The organism is Leifsonia sp. 10L418 (assembly GCF_056395445.1).
Genome location: NZ_JBFTJN010000004.1, coordinates 168,252 through 189,863 on the forward strand (window position 1 = coordinate 168,252; position 21,612 = coordinate 189,863).

General features: G+C 60.7%; 12 protein-coding genes. 7 read left to right on the top strand and 5 right to left on the bottom strand.

Annotated features, from left to right (window positions below):
* Positions 1 to 22: 22 nt before the first annotated feature.
* The 3 genes from AC1DCF_RS11065 to AC1DCF_RS11075 are packed head-to-tail and all read left to right on the top strand — an operon-like array spanning position 23 to position 2,933.
* A complete protein-coding gene (locus tag AC1DCF_RS11065; RefSeq protein WP_477211063.1) occupies positions 23 to 850 on the top strand; it encodes a nuclease-related domain-containing protein in 828 nt (275 codons plus the stop codon).
* On the top strand, positions 739 to 1,734 hold the full coding sequence (locus AC1DCF_RS11070) for a hypothetical protein (protein ID WP_477211064.1): 996 nt from the start codon (positions 739 to 741) through the stop codon (positions 1,732 to 1,734). Before AC1DCF_RS11065 ends, AC1DCF_RS11070 begins: the two co-directional genes overlap by 112 nt.
* Positions 1,731 to 2,933 (top strand): McrC family protein, encoded by a 1,203-nt coding sequence (locus AC1DCF_RS11075; protein WP_477211065.1) that lies wholly within the window; start codon positions 1,731 to 1,733, stop codon positions 2,931 to 2,933. The genes AC1DCF_RS11070 and AC1DCF_RS11075 overlap by 4 nt, the downstream gene beginning before the upstream one ends.
* 435 nt (positions 2,934 to 3,368) lie before the next feature.
* Here AC1DCF_RS11075 and AC1DCF_RS11080 read toward each other — a convergent pair whose 3' ends face one another.
* The 4 genes from AC1DCF_RS11080 to AC1DCF_RS11095 form a co-directional block, all read right to left on the bottom strand.
* Positions 3,369 to 8,603, bottom strand: coding sequence for a DEAD/DEAH box helicase (locus tag AC1DCF_RS11080; RefSeq protein WP_477211066.1), 5,235 nt, complete (start codon positions 8,601 to 8,603; stop codon positions 3,369 to 3,371).
* 40 nt (positions 8,604 to 8,643) lie between these two features.
* Positions 8,644 to 11,595: a hypothetical protein gene (locus tag AC1DCF_RS11085; protein ID WP_477211067.1), complete on the bottom strand. Its 2,952-nt coding sequence runs from the start codon at positions 11,593 to 11,595 to the stop codon at positions 8,644 to 8,646.
* A 526-nt stretch (positions 11,596 to 12,121) separates the two neighbouring features.
* Complete coding sequence (locus tag AC1DCF_RS11090) at positions 12,122 to 13,240, bottom strand: TM2 domain-containing protein (RefSeq protein WP_477211068.1); 1,119 nt, start codon at positions 13,238 to 13,240, stop codon at positions 12,122 to 12,124.
* A gap of 90 nt (positions 13,241 to 13,330) precedes the next feature.
* Entirely contained in the window at positions 13,331 to 13,879 is a 549-nt protein-coding gene (locus AC1DCF_RS11095) for a hypothetical protein (protein ID WP_477211069.1), read from the bottom strand.
* A gap of 258 nt (positions 13,880 to 14,137) precedes the next feature.
* Between AC1DCF_RS11095 and AC1DCF_RS11100 the strand changes: the two genes are divergently transcribed.
* Genes AC1DCF_RS11100 through AC1DCF_RS11115 form a run of 4 tightly spaced genes read left to right on the top strand, consistent with a single transcriptional unit; the run spans position 14,138 to position 20,179 of the window.
* Entirely contained in the window at positions 14,138 to 16,315 is a 2,178-nt protein-coding gene (locus tag AC1DCF_RS11100) for a hypothetical protein (protein WP_477211070.1), read from the top strand.
* Positions 16,316 to 16,340: 25 nt separating this feature from the next.
* Positions 16,341 to 18,005 (top strand): class I SAM-dependent DNA methyltransferase, encoded by a 1,665-nt coding sequence (locus tag AC1DCF_RS11105; protein ID WP_477211071.1) that lies wholly within the window; start codon positions 16,341 to 16,343, stop codon positions 18,003 to 18,005.
* 5 nt (positions 18,006 to 18,010) lie between these two features.
* A complete protein-coding gene (locus AC1DCF_RS11110; RefSeq protein WP_477211159.1) occupies positions 18,011 to 19,204 on the top strand; it encodes a restriction endonuclease subunit S in 1,194 nt (397 codons plus the stop codon).
* 3 nt (positions 19,205 to 19,207) lie between these two features.
* On the top strand, positions 19,208 to 20,179 hold the full coding sequence (locus AC1DCF_RS11115) for a 5'-nucleotidase (protein ID WP_477211072.1): 972 nt from the start codon (positions 19,208 to 19,210) through the stop codon (positions 20,177 to 20,179).
* Between the two features lie 156 nt (positions 20,180 to 20,335).
* On the opposite strand, the gene AC1DCF_RS11120 is transcribed toward AC1DCF_RS11115, so the two are convergent.
* On the bottom strand, positions 20,336 to 21,451 hold the full coding sequence (locus AC1DCF_RS11120; protein WP_477211073.1) for a GTPase family protein: 1,116 nt from the start codon (positions 21,449 to 21,451) through the stop codon (positions 20,336 to 20,338).
* Positions 21,452 to 21,612: the final 161 nt, after the last annotated feature.

Here is a 21,612-nt window from a genome sequence, read left to right on the forward strand (position 1 = left end):
ACCCAGGGGACAGGGGGGACCAATGACCATCGAACTGCCACGCATGCGGCAACAATTCGCCGCGCAGGCCGTGATCGACGAGCTGCTGCGGCAGCAGAGCGCAACGCCGCCGCGCACCGGATTCGGTCGCTTCTTCGGCTACTCCCCGCTGGGCGACGACAGCGTCAGCTGGTATCTGGGTGCACAGGGCGAGATTGTCGTCGGCGCGATTCTCGACGCGATGCCCGAGGGGTGGACGGTGTTCCACGCCCTCCCCATCGGCACCAAGGGCGCCGACATCGACCACCTGGTCATCGGCCCGGGCGGTGTCTTCACCATCAACACCAAGCACCACAACGGCAAGGCCGTTTGGGTCGCCGGGCGCACACTGATGGTGTCTGGGCAGAAGCAGCCATACATCCGCAACTCGGAATTCGAAGCGAAACGCGTCACAAAGATGCTGACCGAGCGGATGCCGCAGCTTGCGCCCGCGCAGCCGGTGCTTGCGTTGGTCAGCCCCAAGTCGCTGTCGATCAAGAAACAGCCCGAGACGGTGAAAGTGCTCACCGCCGGCAATCTGCGGCGCTGGCTTCTGGCGCGCCCTGCCGTGATGAGTGCCGGCGAGGTGCAGGAGCTCGCCGCGATTTTCGATGATCCGGCTACCTGGCCTCCGGCGACGCTTCCCCCGACCGAGAACGCGTTGGCACAGTTCAACGCTCTCGAGCACGAGGTGCGCTCAGCGCGGGTGCGACGCACACTGTGGAAGCTGCTCGGCCTCGCGGCCGTGACGGTCGCGGCAATGCTTTTTGGCCCGCCCCTGATCACCGCCCTTTTCGCCGCATTCATCGCCGCGGTAGGAGCAGGACACTGAGCACAAAAACGACTTGGGCTCCTTCCCGATGGGGCAAACGTGTCAGCCAGTGCAACGAGTGGACGCTCACCCTCGACGGCGCCGATGTCACTATCTCCGGCGATCCCGGAATCTTTGTCGTCAACGTGGGCACCATCGGAGACGTGACTGTCACACCCGGCTTGTTCTGGGCAACGGTGGAGATCGCACATCCCGAGCGGCGCATCCGGTTGCGGGGTGTTCCGAATCGGCAAGCCAAGAGAATGGCTCGCGCGATCCGCGCCGCCGCGCTGCGCGCAGAGTCTGCCGCGGTCTCTGAGAAGGTATTGCAGTGGGTCGCTGACCTCGAAACGGCGACCGCCGAACAGTTACGCAGCATCGGCTGGCTCACCCGAGAATTTGCAGCCGACTGGCAGACCAGCAGAAACGCGCTGGGTTTCGAACGACTGCGCCACGACCCGGCCTTTCCGGGCCATGCCGAGACAAATCCACGGGTCAGTGCGGCACTGGAACGGTGGCAGTGCGAGCTTGCCGACTTTATCGCCGGTCAGAACCAGCATCACGTGTCCGTACAGCTCGAATCGAACCGTGACTTCTTCGACACTGTCGAGAAGTCGCCGCTGACCGCCGAACAAGCACGCGCCGTAGTCTGTTTCGACAATCGGATGCTGGTGGTCGAATCGGAAGGATCCGGCAAGACGTCGACGATGGTGGCGAAGGCCGGCTATGCGCTGCGCCGCAATCTGATTCCCGCCGACAAGATTCATCATTTCGGTGAGGGCGTGGATGTCGGTCAACGCTACGGGCTTCCGGCGCTTCGACGAGCACTCGCCCGCGCGGCAGCTGTTTCAGAGAATGCGGCGGATCCCGGGAGCGCGCCACTGCTGGAGGCAATTGACGCGTGATCGTCTATCTCGATGAGGCGAGCCGGCCGATCGATGTTGTAATGCCCCGTGAAGTGGCGCTGGCGCTGGCCGACAACAAGATTGCAACGGTCCTGCCGACCACTGACGACGACGTGTGGCGGGTTACCGCCGTGCAACGCGTGGGCGTTGCGCGACTTGCCGGCCACGAGGAGAGGATCACGTCCAAGCTGCCCATCGTGCGCCTCTTCTTTCTGCTGGGCTACGCACACGGCCGACGAGTTTGGCGCGACGAAGACGTCGATCTTGATACTGACCATGACGTTCTGGCGGCAGTGGCAAGGGCGTTTATCCGGCAGCTTGGAGCCGCCGTGTCGAAGGGACTCCTGCAGGGGTATCGCTCGGTACGCGAGAGTGCCCCGGTCGTGCGGGGTCGGATCGACTTCAATGAGCAGCTCAAACGTCGAACTGGTATCCCCGCACCAATTGAGATCAGGTATGACGAGTTAACGATCGATATCGATGAGAATCGGATGTTCGTGACGGCAATCAATCGGTTGCTTCGTTTGACGCAGCTGGATCACGAGTCTCGTCGCCTCCTGAAGCGACTTGAAACGATGTTCCTCGGCGTTGCGCTGGTGCCCCGGGGCATCCCCGCGAGAGCAGTCCATTTCGATCGCAGGAACGAACACTATCGACCGGCTTACGAGTTGGCGGCTCTGATTGTCCGAGATTCGTCGCTTGAGCATCGGCACGGAAATGTGGTCGCCTCGGGCTTTCTAGTCAACGTCGCTGAGCTTTTCGAGGACTTCGTAAGCGCGGCGATGAAAGAGGCGCTGGAAATTCATGGGGGAGTCGTGGCCGCTCAGCTGCGAAGCCATTTGGATGCCTCAACGCGGCTGGCGATCCGGCCAGACATCGCGTGGAGCAGGCATCAGAACGTCGTCGCCATTATGGATGCGAAGTACAAGGCCGAGAAGCCGTCCGGTTATCCGCATGCAGATGTTTACCAAATGCTCGCGTATTGCACGCGCTTTGGGCTGAGCGATGGTCACCTCATTTATGCGGCGGGCGAAGAGGAACCGACGGTACACGAAATTGTTGGGTCGACGGTGCGTGTGCACTGTCACGCGCTCAACCTGGATAGAAGCCAGCAGGACGTCCTAAGGCGAGTGAGCGCATTGGCTGCAGAGATTGCACGCACGCAAAGTGCCTCCGTCATGGTTCCGCAAGCGTTCTGAGTCAGATCACACCTGACTGGGGTTGTCGTGAACCTTACGAATGTAGTTGACCGGTCGCAAACCATCGCTGCGCGCGAGCTCACGCATATGCGATCGACTGGGGGGAATCGTTCCGGAGGTCGATCACATCTCGACATGGCTGCCGGACGGAGCGACGATGTACGTCGACGAGCATCGAGAATACTCGCCGGCGGATCGGTTCGAGTTTCGCCGGCAGGGTTGCCGGCGACGCGGCTCACGCGATCACGGTGCAAGTCTGTGGCGCCCTTGTTCGAGCGGGGCGCGGCACGTCCGATCAAGTAAGTGGTTCTGGACGCTCAGCCCGTGCCACGCGAGGTTGGAGGCACTCAGCCGCGGGCTGGCAACAACGTCATAGCTCGATTGCGATGTCGACGAGCTCGACGAGGGGTGATAAATCAAGCGCCTTGGCGAGACTTAGTTGAGAAGTTGCTGAAAGACCCGCTGAGGCTCGCGGGCCAGGTCAAAGATCGTCGAGAACTGGAGGCCTGGCGCGGCCTCGCGAGCTCGGGTGATGACGTCGGCAGAGCCTTCAGGCCTGACGTCAGCGAAAGGGTGAACGAAGGCGACGACTTTCCCAGTTCTCCCGCGCAGGGAAGGAATCCCCGCGATCTCTACGACCTCACTCTGGAACTCGGGCGCCATCTTAGCGAGCGTGCCTATCGCCAGCGGATCGAATGGGAATCTGTCGAATTCATTGCCAAGCAGCAGCGATGCGAGATCAACTGCTAGACGCCAGTCGAGTAGTGCATGCCATGGCCAGTTCAGATGGTCGCGTATGCAAAGGTGGCAGCTGGAGTCGCAAAGTGTGCCGTCGGTGCTATGCACGCTCTGCAGGAAGTCCGCGAGTCCAGAGAGAAGGGTTCCTATGTCGGCCTTGATGGCCGAGGCATAGCCGGCGCCATTGTCCAGGCTGTCAGCTAGGAAGAGACCGCCAACCGGGAGGCCGAATCTCTGTGCGGGCGCTAGCCCTACTTGCAACTCCGATTGATCGATGTCCAACCATTTGGCTGCAGAGTTTCGGAGCGTGAAAGCGAGAGATGACCAGGCAGCACGCCCTATCGGACGGCGAGGATCCAGCACAGTCCCTGGCGGCATCTCGCTTACTCGAACGGCCAATGCGTCAGTCTGGCGCTGGGCCAACAGCGAAACGGCCAGGCTCTCACCGGACCCGCTCCAACCAGTGGTATTTGCGCGGTCAGCGTCGGGACCTGGCTCAAGAAATCGCGTCTCGATGAGCCCTGCTTCGAATTGACCGTTGCCACGAGAAGACCTGAACGTGAATAAATTGTCGCCGTTTGAGTTGACCGTGATCAATTTCGCAGCCTCATGGAATTGAAGCTCGGTATTCAGCTCGATATCGGATTCCGTGTTGCCAAACGCCACCTTTGGAATGGATCGACCCGTGCCGCTCCGTCGCACGGACTCAAACGAGCGCGGTTTGTAGGAAGTACGGTAACCTAGCGGCTCCACGACGTCCCAGCCCTCGTAATCTGTGCTCTTGCACGTCGGGCATGACACAGCTGTGACGGTCTCGGTTACGGTCAGGCATTCCGGGCAAAGACCGATCTTTCGTGAGTTCTCGAAAGGTTTCACTGGGAGCGACCGACCGTTTCTCCTCGAGTACGCGACAAGGCCCACGGCTACGTGAACTTTCTTATCCTTTACGATCTCTGACCCGGGTGCGAATTCACCAATTGCAATGGAGCTCTCCCGATCCAGGTTGGATTCGCTCAGCCCGCCGGTGGGCGGGCGAGTGTGAATTTCCCTTACTTGAGTAGGGAACCCGTACATGGGGAGTAGGCCGGAAACGGCGAGCAGCTCGGACAACTCTCTATCAGGGCTCGCCTCAACCAGCTTGTCGATTTCGTCGACGAGGTTGGAAGTCACATCTTCTACAAGTATTTTCCAGTCGCGCAGGTGCGAGATCCCCGCCGCCGAAGTCGCGTTTTGGACCAATGAAACGTCTGCCAGGCCCAGCTTGACGAGTTGTCTGGTTCCGCTATCGGGGATGGCGCCAACAGGGTTCCAAGCACTAACGCGCCCGAATTGTCCGGTCACGGCGCGTCCGCGGCGCAGGGAGGGCGGGCTGTTCTGAAATGCGCGGCTCAGTAGCTCTATCGTTAGGACTCGTCTTGCGATGAGCGTTGAGTGGACGTCGATGTAGGGAGTGGGCGGGGGATCTCCCGTGATTTTGTCAGGATTCTTGAAGTAGTAATCGTCATGGCTCTTGTCACCTTGTGCGACAGTCAGCGCCACGGCGAGTGCTACATCGCGGCGGCCCGCGCGACCTACACGTTGTTGATAGTTGAATCGTTGCGGGGGAACGTTGGCCATCAAAACCGCGTTGAGTGATCCAATGTCGACACCGGCCTCCATGGTCGTCGTAACTGAGAGCACGTCGATTCCTTGAGCGATCTCGACCGCGTTTTCGCGCACAAAGACGTCCTGAAACTCAGCCTGACGGAGTTGGGCGTCCTCCCAATCCGTCTGTCCGGTCAGTTCCTCGACATGCAAACGAGTGACCTGCATTTCGCTGCCGAACGAACGGGTGTGGTAGTTGTCATGAAGATCTAAGCGCAGCGGCGCGGTGGCCAAATCTTTGTAGCAGTTTGAGCACACGCCTGCGCTTGGGTGGAGGTGGCGCGTCGTGCATGCATCGCATACCCACACGTCGCCGGTTCCTCGCTGGAAAACAACTCGATCGGGGTCAACGCCAATTCCAGCCGACATAGCGAAGACGTCGAGGAGGTCCTGCTTGAGCGTGGCCTCGTGAAGATCATTGAGTTTCGCGACGCGCTTGATGAACTCACCGACTCGTCGGGGAAACGCGGGGCCCGGCTCATATTCGGACATTCCACGGATGCGGAACTTCTTCCCAAGGATGCGAAGAATCGTTGACAACGCCTCGGCAGCGACGTCCGCTGGCAACCCTCCGACATTCGTCGATGAATCGCCAAGCACGCCGTGCGCAATGCCGAGGCTCTCGATATCTCTGGCTCCTTGCGCAAAGAGTATTCGAAGTAATTCTCGGCGCTGGGCGGCGGCCATCATGTCATAGCGCCGCTTCTTAGTCTGCGTGGGGTCACGCGGGGCTGTGGCCTTGTTCTGGTGCCAGTCATAGGCCGCATACCACTCATGCTCATCGTCTTCGAATGACGATCCGCCGGGATTCACACCGGCATTCAAGAGTGATTTCTCAACATCTATTCGGAGATCTTCAAACCGAACAACGTCTGGTGAGTCCTGGAACAGGCGAAGCCTCTGCAGGATGTCCGGGGGCACAGGCATCTCATCAGCCGAAGCTCCCCGGGCTTCCACATAATCCGCTCTCACGCTGGGGAACTTGTCTCGCAGGTACTCTTGGTCAGCTTGGGCAAGACGGAGGACCGCGTTTTCAGGACCCAGAATCATTGGGCGCGCGGCTCTGCTCAGTAGTGACGAGAAGGTGAGTTGACGCACCGCATCATAGAAGTGTCCGTATTCCAGGTCCGCCGCCGTGCGTGCGGCTCCTTGCCTGCTGTCGGAGAACACGACGAGCTTGGAGCCAATTGATTCGCGCAAGACTCTGACACTCACTTGATTCATTCGTCCAGCGGTCATCGTCTGGCTCACGATTGGCGACTTCGAGCGCTGTTCGGACTCCAGGATCCCTCGAGAGCGGAGCTCATCGGCTCCGCAGGCCGGGCATCGTGTAGGAAGGCCGGGCAGACCCGTCACTGGGCGCCCGTTGTCTTCCGCGACTGTGTATAGGAAACCGGTGGCTGGCTTTCCTCGTTGGCCGGTCGGAGCCGAGAGCATGCCGGTACTCGGGCTCAGGCAGACCCTCTCAAACCCGAATGTGTATCTTGGTCGATCCTCATCCCCAGCTGTTCCGCCTGGGGTCGTCCACCCGGAGCGAACGGGCTCTCGACCAGTGGTGACTGGCCAGTAGAGGCGATAGCGAGAAGCGTCAGCGGATGCCGAGGCCTTCTCAGGGAGGTCCGTCAACTTGGTCGAATTCGTCACCAGGAATTTGCGAGAGGTTCGGGCTTCCTCGGCTGAGTAGCCTCCAAGAAAGACATCACCGCAGTCCTTGCAGGCGAGGAGCTCGAGCACTCGAGCCCCGCAACTGCAGCGAAGTCGCGGTTCCATGTAGAGACGACCCACCGTGCGCGAGTTGCTTTGATACGGGGTAGGAACATCTGGACATGCGGGGTCGCTACATGCCCAGACTCCTTCCACAGTCTTTGCGAAGAGATGCGCGCGAAACTTGAGAGGCGCGGGCGTAACCTGACCGGCATTCGCAACGAGGCGATCAAGTAAGTCTGACGGGTCGAGTTCATCGGGAAATAGTGCGGTCGCGAGTTGGGTGAATGGACGGGCGCGACTCAGGCCATCAACCTTGGCGGCAGCGGTCAACCTCCCTCGGACCAATTGATAGGAGCCATCGTCCAATGCTTGGTAGGGATCGTGCCTCAGCTTCGCTGCGATTGCAGTACTGATATGTCCTTCGTCTGGGACCTCTACTGTCGCGCCTTGAATCACAGAGAAGCTGTCTTCTGGCTGACCGAAGAAATCACTGAGAAACTTTCGGCTGCCTGGACTCTCGTTAAGGCTGGCTGACGTGCCGATAATGGAAAGTTGTGCAGGTCTTTCAGTGAGACCCAGACGGTGGATCAGTCGACGGAGAAGGTAAGCCACTTCTGTACCTGGTGTACCTCGCTGCATATGCAACTCGTCGACCACCATCGTGAAGATATGGTCCGGGGACTCGGCTATCCAGTCTCTCGTCTTGTCCAACATTGCCTGCTCGTCGTCTCGACCGAGCATGATCGACAGCATGCTGTAGTTGGTGATGAGAATGTCCGGCGGATTGAGTTGCATATCCCAACGTGAGCGCATTTCGGCACCGTCCAGCCGCGCGAATTGCCCGACTAGCTCGTCGCGCCCGCGGGCTCTGGCCTCAAGGGCCGTCTGTGCCGAAAGAGATCTGCGCAACTCCTCAGTGGCGTCCTTCACTCCAGAGCCCGTCATGGACCTTGATGGGAGCGAATGCGATGTGTACCGGCCAAAGTGAAAGGAATTGCCTCGCCGGTTGATGCGGAGCCAATCGCGAATGGGATCCGTGTCGAGTGATCGACGCAAACGGCCGAGTTGGTCCTCAACAAGCGCATTCATGGGGTAGATGACAAGTGCGCGGACTGCACTCGAGCGAGTGTCATTCTGTCGCTGCGGCTCAAACGTAGACGGTCGCCTCGTCCACCATTCGGGTTGAGTTTTCGTCGGTGCCTGCCAGGTCTTAGACTCCGCGAGCAGACGGCTAATGATGGGAATGAGAAACGCCTCCGTCTTTCCGGAGCCGGTGCCGCTGGCGACGATCACATTGCGACCGCCGATCGATTCGAGGGCCGCTTCTGTTTGGTGGGCGTACAGGTTTTTCACGCCTTTGAGCAGTCCTAGTTCCAGGAAATCCTTGAGTCCGTGTGTATCAACCTCATGTTCGATATCGGCCAGGGACCGTGTTGACTCCACGTACGGGAGGATGAATTCGAGATACGGGTCGGCGACGACGGTTCCGTCAGCTGTAAGCAGACTTGCACGCTCATCTTGAATTGAACGGTCCCGGAGCTCGACCACGGTGTCCATATAGGCGCGGATGTCGTCGAGCAAACGGTCTCGAACCCCGAGAACTGAGGGAACGCGGTTTGACTCATTCAAAGGAAAGCTCCACGTTGGTCTCCATCAGCGGCCCTCTGCGTTGTCCGAGGACGTCCGCTATCGCGGCGGCGAATGGAATTGAGATGTTTTCGAACACGTTGTAGTCGCCTAGAGCCAAAGACGGGGCCTTAGTAAGTTCTCGGATCCTTGCTTTGCGAGGCAATGTCCCAGTGCGCGCGACCAAGGCCATTGAAACCTCCGCAGGCAATGGGACATGAGCCGCGACGAGTAACTGGCGACTCGCCGCCTTATGGAAAATGAGTTGGCGACGAGATCGAGATGCTTCAAATGCCCACCTGCCGTAAGCCCAGTCAATCGGCGAAAGAGTGCCACGTTCGGAATCCCACCATGCGTAGCGCGTCGAGTGTCCCGTGTTTACCTTCAGGAAGTGTCCATCCTCTTCGGGAAGGCGCGAAATCTCACACCAACGCCCCCGTGATGTCGTTCCTTGCCTTTCTTGCCAGGTATGCAATCGTGACTTCAAAGGGATCTCCGCGAGAACACGACCGTCAATCCGATCGCTAAGTCGGGGAAGGCTTGAGATCACTCGGACAGAGAGATTGGTCTCGATCGCAACACCCAGAGCCTCGAACGCAGCAGACTGATGGTCCTCGAGTTCTGATCCGGACGCGAGTTGCACGTACACAATATCGGGGCCGATAGGGATGCCCGTGAGGTCCGTCTGATGAAGTTCGTGGAAGGTCATATTCTGAAGCAAGTTGGATGTCGCAGCACCCGCCGTGTCGTCATCTCCAGATCGTAATTTGGCGACGAATTCGATTGCCCGGCTCCCGGCTAGAACCCTGAGCGAGCGGGCATTGGGAAGGGTCCCAAGTACTGTTGGGGCGATCCAAAGCCTTCGGCCTGCCTTGTCGACGTGCACGTGGCCGAGGTCCTGCAGGCGACGAAGCACATCGAAAGTGAATTCAGGCTCGTTGGTTGAAGGGTAGGAGCGCGACCATAGCCAACCAAAGACTGACTTTGCTTTGGCGAGGGAGCAGTATCCAGCATCCTGCTCTGACATCCAGTCGAGGAAATCGTTAAAAGGGTTGGCAGCCGTTGAAGGACCGGGGGATAGATCAAACCGCTGCGGTTGTGGCTCGCGATGGGTCGTAACTGGCAAAGGCCTTAGCGGAGAAGGAGTAGAACCTCTTGCTGCACGCGCGTTCAGTATTGACTGGCGCAGATTCGACAGCCCCGCTTCATTGTCAGTGTCAATCGATTTTGGATCGGCCATCAAGAACTCGACCAACGCTGGCGACAGAGCCTGCGCTGGTGTCGTTTTCGTTGCCGTGAAGCGATCCCCCGGCTTTCTCGACGGATGCGACCGCACAACCCATTTGGACTTGGTGCTTCGTCGGTAGATCAGGTCGTAGGGCTGAGAAGCGTCAGGCAAAAAGATTTCGGAGGTTTCTAGGAAAGTTTCGATCTCTCCCTCATTGCCGAATCCTGTCAGCTGAAGCCACTCCGGCGCGACGCTGTTCGTGCTGACCACAAATGCTTCACCATTTGAAGCAATCGCAAAGGCCGACGATCCCGGACGAAGGACCAGTGAAGCCGAGGTCCAGGTCGGAATGTTGTAGCTGGCGAAACCGATCTGGCCCCGATCTGCGGCGCTCAAAGCGAGTCGTTGGTATGACTCGCTGCGGTGCCAATGGCCGATGGATCGTTCCGGTGGGACGACGGTGAAGTTGTGATTGGATTCCCCGGCGGACGTGAGGATTGTCGCTGTGTGGTGTCCCGGGTTCAAAACGAGGTCCGCAAGTCGAAGACGACGGTCTTGCTGGTCTGTGACTTCGGGGAGAAGCTCACCCAGCCGGTCTCGGCCATCGATGAGGGCGCGCTCGAACGAACTATCGACACCGATGCGTATGTCTGGTTCTCCCCCCTCCAGGTAACGGTTGCCCGAGCCTAGAGGTAGTCCATCCGACAGAGCCGTCGTGCGCGGACGTCTTGACGATGAGGTGTCCAAGTGCAGAAGTTCTTCGAGTTCCTCCAAGGCTTCGAGCGATAGAGAATGAAGATTGGAGTCGGCAAGCCACTGCCAACCAGGTACGTTTGCGGTCGCTGCGTGACTGCCTACGCCCAGCCTCTCGAATTCGGGCAGGCCGTCTGTCTCGGTCAGGATCCGGTATGGGAGCCCTGGCTCAAGATTGCGCGTTTCAACCCATCCGAAGAATGGAAGTTGATAGAAAATGTATGAACTTCGCGGTACCCACGAGACAGTGAGCCTCTCGTGGAGCGGCCACGCAACGATCGCTTCATCGAACCACACTGACTCATCCGTCACCTCGTCATAAAGGTACAGATAGCTGTCGTCCGAGGTAACGGTGTACGGCTCGGCATCGAGCAGCTGAACTTCTTCGCCGGCCAATCCCCTCACCTCGCGGATGTTTACGACTATCTCCAAATGATCGGTCTCTGGATTCCAGAGGAGCCGTCCGCTGAGGTCGTGGCGCTGTTGCGCGAGTTCCTTTTCACCCTGCCAGAAGGCAAGCGACGTGGGCAGGAACGCGTGGAACTCATCGCGATAGTCGTCGTCACAAGCGCGGATAAGTAGCCGCGGGTTTCTTGAGGGGCGTCGCTTGAGCCAACCTTGCAAGCCCTCAAGTAGATCGGAAGGAGATGGAATGCTTGACGATGAGTAGGGCTCCTGTGCGAAATACTCATAAATGTCTTCTTTGTCCCGCGGCCGAATGAACGATTGACTGCGCGCGAAACCTTGAAACCTGAAATGTGCTGGTGACGCTGTTGTGAGGCCGTAGTTCGCTCCCGGTCCTTGGAGCCACCTATTCCAGGCATTCCAGAGGCCTGGAACGTAGTCCGCGTAACCTGCCGGTGCGCCGCCGTCGAGATCGCGAATACCAAGCAATTCCCGTTGCCGGGCGTAAATATTGCCCTCAAAGCCCAGCGGGGGGCGCGTGGTGGCGGCAAGGACTGTCATAGCTAGTGTGTCCATATGCGGCGGAGGGCCCTCGAAACCACCGAGTTCCCACCGCCGGGCACTGCGTGCGGCGCTAGCGAACCGAGCCGCGGAGGATGCCGTATTAAATGCATTGCAGAAGTCTTCAACTGCCTCGGTTGGACCGAGCTGTCCGTCAGTGCATTTGGCGAGAACGTCTTCATCAACGTAGAGGAACAGCGGATCCCCGGGTGTTCCAACCTGTTGAACAAGCTCGACAAATAGCCTGCTATTCCATTCGTCTGTATTCACTGAGTTGGTTCGCCCCCCCCTGGATCGCACTCGTCGGGACCAGTCTGGTTGGTATCTCCCGACGACCGGTAGCCCGAGTACTGGTGTCAGGTGCGTCCCACGAATTGGGTGCCTCCAGTGTATGGAGGTTGAGAACTGGCGTTCGGCCTCGTTGCGTCCCCTATTCGGGAGGCTCGGTTGTGCACAGAGAACAGCTCCTGAGACTGCCCAGGAGCGGCTCTCTGCGCACTCTTGTTATCCGTGATGCGCCTGGGCCCTACTCAGCGAGCAGCGTCCAGTTGCCGTCAGCGCCCACGTGGACCACCGACGGTCCGGCGGAGAGCGGCACAGTACCCGAGTAGGCGCCGATTTCATTGACGAGCAGACCCATACTGAACGCCTTGCCGGTCTCCTCCTGCACGACGAAGTTGCCGCCGCCATCGTGCGTAGCAGTGAGCTTGCCGGCCGGTCCGGTGCGCAGGAACACGCCGTCACCGGCACCCGATGCCGCCAGAGCGGGGGCGGCGGAGATCGGGCTGATGTTCAAGCTCCAGTTTCCGTCGGCGGTGATCTGCAGTGTCACGCCGTCGCTGAAGGAGTTGAACCCGTAGACGGTACTGCCGGCGTAGGCGCCGATGGTGTTCACCAGCAGTTCGCCGGTCGACTCGTTCGTGGCGTTGAGCACGCTGATCGAGAAGTTGGCCCCGCCGTCGTGCGTCGCGGTGACGATTCCCGCTTTCGCGCCGGCGGGGAGGTTGACGAGGTTGTCACCGGTTCCAGTCTGCGTCACTGGGGCGAACGTGCCGAAGGTCTTGTCGGCCCAGGCCTGTGCCTTCGTCGCATCGGTTTCGGCAGGCTTCTCGGCAGATTTTTCTTCGGCGGGCTTCTCTTCAGCGAGGGCCTCTTCGACGGCGGCGGGCGCCTCGACATCCGTTTCGTTTGAGATCGGGGCAACCGCCGCGACCTGTGAGCCAGCATTGGCGCCGGAGACGCTGCCAATGATGATCGACAGCACGATCACCGCGCCGGTCACGATCCAGGCGATCTTCTTGCTCGCGTCGTAGCCGGCCAGCGCGCGGCCCTGCTTGTCGCGCTGGTTGCCGGTCAGCACCAGGATCAGGTCGATGAGCACCCAGATGCCGAGTCCACCGAAAGTGACGAGCTTCAGGATGCCCGTGCCCACCTTGCCCAGGTAGAAGCGGTCAACGCCGAGGCCGCCGAGCATCCAAGCGAAGATCCAGGTGAGCACAAAGGACTTCGGCGAAATGGATGCACCGCTCGGGTCGGGCAGCTGGTGCGGCTTGGCCGGCGGATTCGACTGGAATGGCGGGATCGCCTGTTCCTGTTGTTCGTTCGGAACGGTCGGGGGCGCGGGGTGCTGGGTGATTTCGGTCATTGTGGTGACTTCCTTTTCAATTGGATGATGCGAAGGAGATGCAATTGGTGCAGAGCGAATAGCTAAATCGAGACGGCGAGAATCCGCCGGCTACTTCTGTGCGGTTTCGATCACGATGTCGAGCCCGCTGTCGGGGTGATAACCCCACGAGGCAGAGAGCTCGTTCCAGGTGGCGGACTGCCGTCCGTCGAGGGCGCGCGTGCTGTCGAGACGACTGATCACGCTGTCCGGCACGTCAAGCTCGTTCAGAACGCAGACGACGTCAACGAGATCGGCACCGTCGGATTCATCGCCCGCGGTTTGCATCGAGACGCTTCGGCCTTCGTCTCCGACGGTGATCCACGGGTTATCCTCGACCGCGCAGCTCGTTGCAGCTGCCGCGATGGGGCTGGACGCCGTCAGCGCGCCGACGCCGCCAGCAATGGATGCGACAAGCACAGAGCCGAGAACGCCCACGAAAAGTCCGGCACAGGCACATATCCCGCCAATACTGAGTTCCCGCCGGCTGAAGGCCGGTGACCCGATGGGTGGCGCGATGGGTGGCGCAATATTCGTTCCCACCTCCGGCGCGACATCCGTCAACGTCGTCTGAACAGTGATCGAATCGTCAAGTGGGGCAGAATTCTCTTCGTGTGTCATGGTGACGAACTTCCTTGTCGCGTTGCTGGAGAATAGATAGAGAAGATGCGGGGCAGACGGAAACGCTCAGTTCCCCCGGTGAGTTCGCTGCCGCCTGCCGATGCCCAGTCCTCGGGTGAATGGGCACAACGTCAAGCTAGAGTGCCCAGGCGCACGGCGCGACAGATCTAGTGATAATGGGGGTTATCAAGATAGACGAGCGCGAATCGAGATTGTGATCTAGCCTGATCACATACGACAAGCGAGGGGGGCAGGGCAATGACGACGACAGAGCCAGCCCTGCTGATGACGATGTCCGACATTGCGAGTCTCGCCCGCGTGCAGCGACCCGTCGTTTCGATGTGGCGCAGCCGCTCGGCGCACAGCGACTCGCCCTTCCCCAGCCCGATCACTCAGCAGCGTGGGCAGGAGCTTTTCGACGCCCAGCAGGTGGGCACCTGGCTGACCGAGACCAAGCGCGGCAACAATCCCGATGCATCTGCGGATGCCGCGGCGCACGCCAGCCTCGAACGCGCCGCGCACGCAGAGGGGGCGACCTTCTACCCCGTCAGCGCCCTGCTCACTCTTCGCAGCGCCATCGGCGCTCCACTCGGCGCCCTGACGCGCGAAGCTCTGTCCCGCGGCGCTCTGTCCCGCGACGACCTGCTCGATGCCGCCGACGAGCACGATCCTGACGATGATTCGTTCTATCGTGAGATCGAAGCAATCAGCCCCGACACCCTTCCCTCCCTCGCCCGATACGTCGATACCTTGGTTGAAGCCGCGTACAACGAGCCGGCCGCGTTCGAGAAGCTGATGGCCGACCGGTTCAAGCTCGCACAGCGCGACCTCGCTGACACCGCGCTCACCGGCCCGGCCCTCCAGCTGATGGCCGACGCCGCAAACGCGTTGGCCGCTACCCAGTCACACGGCGGCCCGGTATTCGTCGACGCGACCGGAAGCGCCGGCGATGTGCTCCTGGCCATCGCCCGCACCGAGTCCGACGCACACGATCTGTCGGTGATCACCGCAGACGACGACAGCGATGCGGCCCGCCTGCTGCGTCGTCGCCTCCTGGTGCACCGCATTACCCGGGAAAGCCTGGCAATCCAGAACGACGGGTCGTTCAGCGTCAGCGGAAACCTCGTGCACATCGCCCATTTCCCGCCGGCCCACCGGGCCGAGATGACCGCGGTCGAGATGCTGACGGCGATCGATCACACGGTGCTGCAGATGGATGACAGACAGCTGGCCGTCATGCTCGCGCCGGCCGCCGTGTTTGCTGACGCGGGTGTGCCTCGCGAGGTCGACGAGCTGCGCTCCGCGATTCTGCGGTCGGGGCGGGTACGGGCAATCGTGCGGCTTCCGCACGGACTCCTCATTCACAAGCCACAGCAAGCCCTGGCGCTCTGGGTGCTCGGCGCCGCCCACGCACAGATCGAGCTGGCCGACCGCTGGACACTGGTTGCCGATCTCACCGCTGTCGACATCGAACCGGCGGCCATCGACGACCTGGTGAGCGACCTGGTCGCTTCGCTCGGCGACCAAGCCACGGTTCGTGCACACTCCTTCCGCTTCGCGCGGCTCGTTCTCACCCGCGCTGTGCTGGCCAGCCGGGATTCCCTGGTGGCCGGTGCGCGCGGGGCCACTCCAATGACCTATTCATTACGAGTGAATCGCTCGACACCGCCCGCCGCGCGCGGGGCTGCTCTCGCCGTTCGGGGTGAGCAGCTGCTCGCTGAGCTGAACGCGCCCGGCCCGGCCAATGGCGCAGCCGCGACGGATGCTCATGGTCTGTTGGCGACGGATGCCGCGTCGCTCGGCCTGCAGATCGCGATCGAACCGCTGGCAAGCACTGAAATCTCCGCTCACACCACACCGGCGACCGTCGAGCAGCTCATTGCGGCCGGGCACCTGCGTTATGTGGCGGGCAATCGGCTCGATCCGGCTGACGTCCTCGAGGGCCTCGCCGAAGCCAGCAGTATTCGTGTCATCGGTCCCGACGAGGTAGTTGGCGTGACATCGCTCGGACAACGTCGCATTGACCGACTCCGCTTTGCCGCCGGCTACCCGGCCGGCCGGGTGACCGAACCCGGCGACGTGATCTTCTGCACCGCACCCCGACCACGCGCGTTCGTCGACGCCGAGGGCACCTCCGTCGTGGAATTCCCCGCACGCATCCTGCGCATCAACTCACGTGACCCGATCGGTCTTCTCAGCGAGGTTGTTGCCGCGGACATCGACGTACTACCCGCCGCACACCGGGCTTGGCGGCGATGGTCGCTGCGACAGGTCTCGGCACTGCAGCAGGGCGCGCTTCCGTCTGCGCTCGACGCACTTCGAACCGAGCGCGAACGCGTCTGCGCGCGCCTCGCCCGACTCGATGAACTCACTTCTCTTCTCATCGACGGTGCCGCTGCCGGCGAAATCACCGTCACGACAGACACCCCACTGTGAATGCAGCTCAGAAAGGACACTTCTAGTGCCTCCCAAGACCAAGGTCGCCTCGGCCCCCTCCACCATGAAAGAGCTGAAAGACACGCTCTGGAAGGCCGCCGACAAACTGCGCGGCTCAATGGATGCCTCACAGTACAAAGACGTGATCCTCGGCCTCGTCTTTCTCAAGTACGTCTCCGATGCGTTCGACGAGCGACGCGAGCAGATCCGTGCGGAGCTGACTGCCGACGGGTTGAACGACGACCAGATCGGCCAGCTCATTGACGATGTCGACGAGTACACCGGTCGCGGCGTGTTCTGGGTGGGTGCCCGGGCTCGGTGGCGCTACCTCGCCGAGAACGCGAAGGGGCTGCCAGCCGTGGGAACGGAAGCGCCGAGGTCGATCGGACTGCTGATCGACGAGGCGATGGACCTGATCGCTACAGACAACCCCACTCTCGCCGGCTCGCTGCCGCGTATCTACAACCGCGACAACATCGACCAGCGCCGGCTCGGCGAGCTGCTCGATCTGCTGAACTCCGCCCGCTTCACCGGGCATGGGGCCACGAAGGCGCGCGACATTCTGGGCGAGGTGTACGAGTACTTCCTCGAGAAGTTTGCGCACGCCGAGGGCAAAAGAGGTGGCGAGTTCTACACGCCCGCCGGGGTGGTGAGGGTGCTCGTCGAGGTGCTTGAGCCCACGCACGGCCGCGTCTACGACCCCGCATGTGGCTCGGGCGGCATGTTCGTGCAGGCCGAGAAGTTTCTCGAAGCGCACAACCAAGAGGGCTCCAACATCTCGGTATACGGGCAGGAGCTCAACGAGCGCACCTGGCGGATGGCCAAGATGAACCTCGCCATCCACGGTCTGAACGGCAACCTGGCCAGCCGCTGGGGCGACACCTTCGCCCGCGACCAGCACCCCGACTTGCAAGCCGACTTCGTGATGGCCAACCCGCCGTTCAATATCAAGGATTGGGCTCGCAACGAAAGCGACCCCCGCTGGAAGTACGGCGTGCCCCCGGCCGGCAACGCTAACTACGCCTGGATCCAACACATCATCTCCAAACTCGCCCCCGGTGGCACCGCCGGCGTCGTGATGGCGAACGGATCGATGTCGTCAAACTCCGGTGGCGAGGGCGAGATTCGCGCCCAGATCGTCGAGGCCGACCTTGTCTCCTGCATGGTTGCGCTGCCGACGCAGCTGTTCCGCAGCACCGGGATCCCGGTCTGCACCTGGTTCTTCGCCAATGACAAAACTGTCGGCGAGCACGGCAGCATCGATCGCACCGGCCAAGTGCTCTTCATCGACGCCCGCAACCTTGGCCACATGGTCGACCGGGCCGAGCGAGCGCTCAGCGACGAGGACATCGCCAAGATCGCCGGCACCTATCACGCCTGGCGTGGAACAACGCCGTTGGTCGAGCCTGTCGAGACCCAAATCCCGTTGGTCGAGCTCGTCGAGACCAAGCCGGTCAACACCACCTACGCCGACGAACCCGGCTTCGCCTATTCCGCAACCCTCGCCGAGATCAAGGCCGCGGACTACGCACTCACCCCCGGCCGCTATGTCGGTTCCGCTGAAATCGAGGACGACGGCGAGCTGATCGAGGAGAAAATCGCACGGTTGAGCGCGGAGGTGTTTGCGCAGTTTGAGGAATCGGAGAGGCTTGCGGTGGTTGTGCGCGAGCAGTTGGGGCGTGTGCTGTGAGCGGAATGATTGAACGCACACTTATCGAGGTCCTCAGCCACATCGTTGACAACCGTGGGCGAAGTTGTCCTACGGCTGAATCCGGGTTCCCCCTTATCGCAACCAATTGTGTAAAAGACGATCACCTGTTTCCAGTTTTTGAGAATGTTCGCTACGTAAGTGACGAGACTCGAGACTCATGGTTTCGTGGACACCCCGAGCCTGGCGATCTGCTTTTCGTTTGCAAGGGGAGCCCCGGACGTGTGGCGATGGTGCCCGATCCCGTTTCATTCTGCATCGCACAGGACATGCTTGCGTTGCGTGCTGCTCCTGAGGTCGTCGACCCGCGCTATCTCTACTACGTACTCAAGTCAAAGGCTGTTCGAGAAAAGATCGTTGGCCTCCACGTCGGCACGATGATTCCCCATTTCAAGAAGGGCGATTTCAACAAGCTGAAGCTTGAGATTCATCAGGACCTGAGCGAGCAACGAGCAATTGCTGCTGTCCTGGGCGCGCTCGACGACAAGATCGCAGCCAACACCAAACTTGCCGGGGTGTCCGACGAATTGGCATCGGCTCTCTTCGACGACGCGCTCCGCCACGCCGAGTGGTCTGATCTGACGTTTGATGATCTCGCTGCCGTGAACGGTGGTGGCACGCCAAGCACGAAGGTCACCGAGTATTGGGGTGGTGGCGTGAATTGGGCGACGCCCACCGACATTACGGGACTGCAAGGCCCGTATCTTCATCAGACGGGCCGACAAATTACCGAGCTGGGCCTAAGCGCATGTTCGTCTGCCTTGTTTTCGCAAGGTGCAATTCTCATGACGTCGCGTGCCACCATCGGCGCGTTCGCGATCGCGGAGGAGCCGACCGCAGTGAACCAAGGATTCATCGTCGTTCAGCCCATCAATCCCTCGCATAAATGGTGGCTGTTCCACGAGATGAGATCCCGGGTGGACGAATTCATATCTCTCGCGAATGGCGCGACTTTCTTGGAGCTAAGTCGTGGAAACTTCCGAAAACTAAGAGTTCGCTTGGCAGTGGAATCGGCTATACATGAGTTTGATGCTAGGGCAGGGAGCCTGCACGAGGTTGCTCGCGCGGCACTTGCCGAGAACCGCACCCTCGCCGCAACCCGCGATACCCTCCTGCCGCAACTGATGTCGGGCAAGCTCCGCGTGCGCGACGCTGAGAAGCTCGTCGAAGCGGCGGCGTAACCGATGGCTTACGCGCTCGACAACCGCCTCGTGATCGGGGTGGCGTCGAGCGCGCTCTTCGACCTGACCGAATCAGATGCCTTCTTTGGGGAAGAGGGGGAGGAGCTGTATCGGCACTACCAAGACGAGCACATCGACGATCGTCTCGAGCCCGGTGTGGCGTTCCCCTTCGTTCAGCGTCTGCTCGCGCTGAACGATTTGCGCCCGGAGGATCCGCTGGTCGAGGTGATCGTTCTCTCGAAGAACGACCCGACCACCGGCATCCGTGTCATGCGTTCGGTTGCCGCGCATGGGCTCCCGATGACGCGCGCGGTGTTCACGCGCGGGCAGTCGCCGCACGAGTACATTTCTGCTTTCGACATGTCGCTCTTTCTGTCGGCCAGTGAGCAAGACGTGCGCGCTGCAGTGGCGGCGGGGCTTCCGGCCGGACAGGTGCTGCCGTCGGCCATGAATAACGATGTGGCCGACGGTGGCATGCTGCGTGTCGCCTTCGACTTCGATGGCGTGCTGGGTGACGATGAATCCGAGAAGGTCTTTCAAAGTTCGGGCGGGCTCGCCGCCTTTCAAGCGCATGAGGTGGAGCATCGCGGCGAAGCGGTCGGGCCTGGCCCGTTGAAGGAGCTGCTCGTCGATCTGAACATGATTCAACGGCTTGAACGTGCGCGCGTGGCCGTCGACAAGCACTACGAACCCCGGCTGCGAATCTCGATCGTCACCGCGCGAAATGCGCCGGCCCACGAGCGCGCGGTGTTCACGCTGATGTCGTGGGGCGTCACGGTGGATGACGCCTTCTTTCTCGGCGGGATCGACAAGGCACGGGTGTTGAAGGTGATGAAGCCGCACCTCTTCTTTGACGATCAGCAGGGGCACCTCACGTCGGCGTCGGAGTACGCGGCAAGCGTTCATGTGCCCTACGGAATCTCAAACGACGCGAACGTGCAACCTGCAGGCGAAGTAGTCGGGCGACGAGCATGACACCTTCGACCACCGTGCGGCACCGGGTAGGTTCGCAGAACGGTAGCGTCGCACTCTGCCGTGTTGCAAATAGTGCGTAATCGGCTGGAGGTGCGTTATGCCGGTTGATCCGTTCGGTAGTTTGCCCGCACGCTCAGCACCTCCAGCCGGTACTTTCTATGCGACTGGCTGAGCAGAGTGGACGTCTTGCGTGTCCTGTGCGGTCTTGCCGTTCATCACATTCTTAGTGAACGAGTTCGCCAGATCCGCCAACTGATCTGCATCGTTCAAATCGAGCTTGCCTGTGAACACTCGCTCAGTCGTGACACGCCAGCTCTCACCGAGTACGCCAGTTATCGTTGCGGCGACACCCGCCGAGATCACCGAACCGACGCCAGGCACAAGCTTGATTAAGCTTCCAGCTGCAAGCTTTCCGCCGGCCGCTGCGGTGACTGTCCCTACGCTAACCAGCTTGGCTGCCTTGTCTTTTGGGATGCCATAGACCGATGCAATCTTGGCCATCATTGCGGCTTGCGCCGGGATAAGCAGCGCCACGTCCGCGAGCGGGATGGGCGTGGCTCCGACACCGCCGGCGAAAGCAACGGCACCCGCGATCCAAGAACGCGCGTAGCGGGCCTTGATCGAAAGGTCTATCTTCTGCGCCGCTGCGAGTGCGATTTTTTGCGCCTCAGGAACGACACGATAGGTGGCTTCCAGAAGGGTTTCGAGCCCATACTGACTGACCCCATTGAACGCATCGTCCACCGCCGCGGTTGCGATCGGTCGGCCGGTAACGATTGGAAGTTTCATCGCCTCGATCGCGTCTGCGAGGGCGACCGCTGCCGGATCGACGACTCCGTCGCGGGCGCTCACTTTCGTCAGTACGAGAACGACAGGAATGCCAAGCGCCGCCACTTCCTCGATGATCCGCCTTTGACCCTTCTCAAGTCGGCCAGTCTGGCTATTCACGCAGTACCACGCGACGTGAATGGCGGCGTCAGTCTCGCCCTTTCGGTTCCGGAAGATGCGTCGGGTGATGTCGCGGAAGGGAGACTTCTCGCCAATCTCGACACCGGCACCGTCGTAGATTGCGAGCGTGCCAGTGTCGTTGACGAACAGCTCGGTGGTGGTCGTAACAGGTTCTCCGATGCCCGTCTCAGCTATCGGTGCTCCGAAGATTGCGTTAAGCAACGTCGATTTACCTGCTCCGGTTGCACCGAACAGTGCGATGTTCGCCCTGTCCGTCGTCGCTTCGCTCTCCAGAGCTTTACCAAGGTCGCCATCATCTTGCATAGCCCCATGCATACAGCACAATTCACGCTGGAGCAATTTCCTGGCGCTGCTTGTGGCCGTCGAGCCGTGAAAACCCGCACTCAGCAACTGCCGTATGTGAACCTGTCGGACAACTGGGGGAGCATGAACGCAATTGGTCAAGCATTTCAGACGCGGTTCGA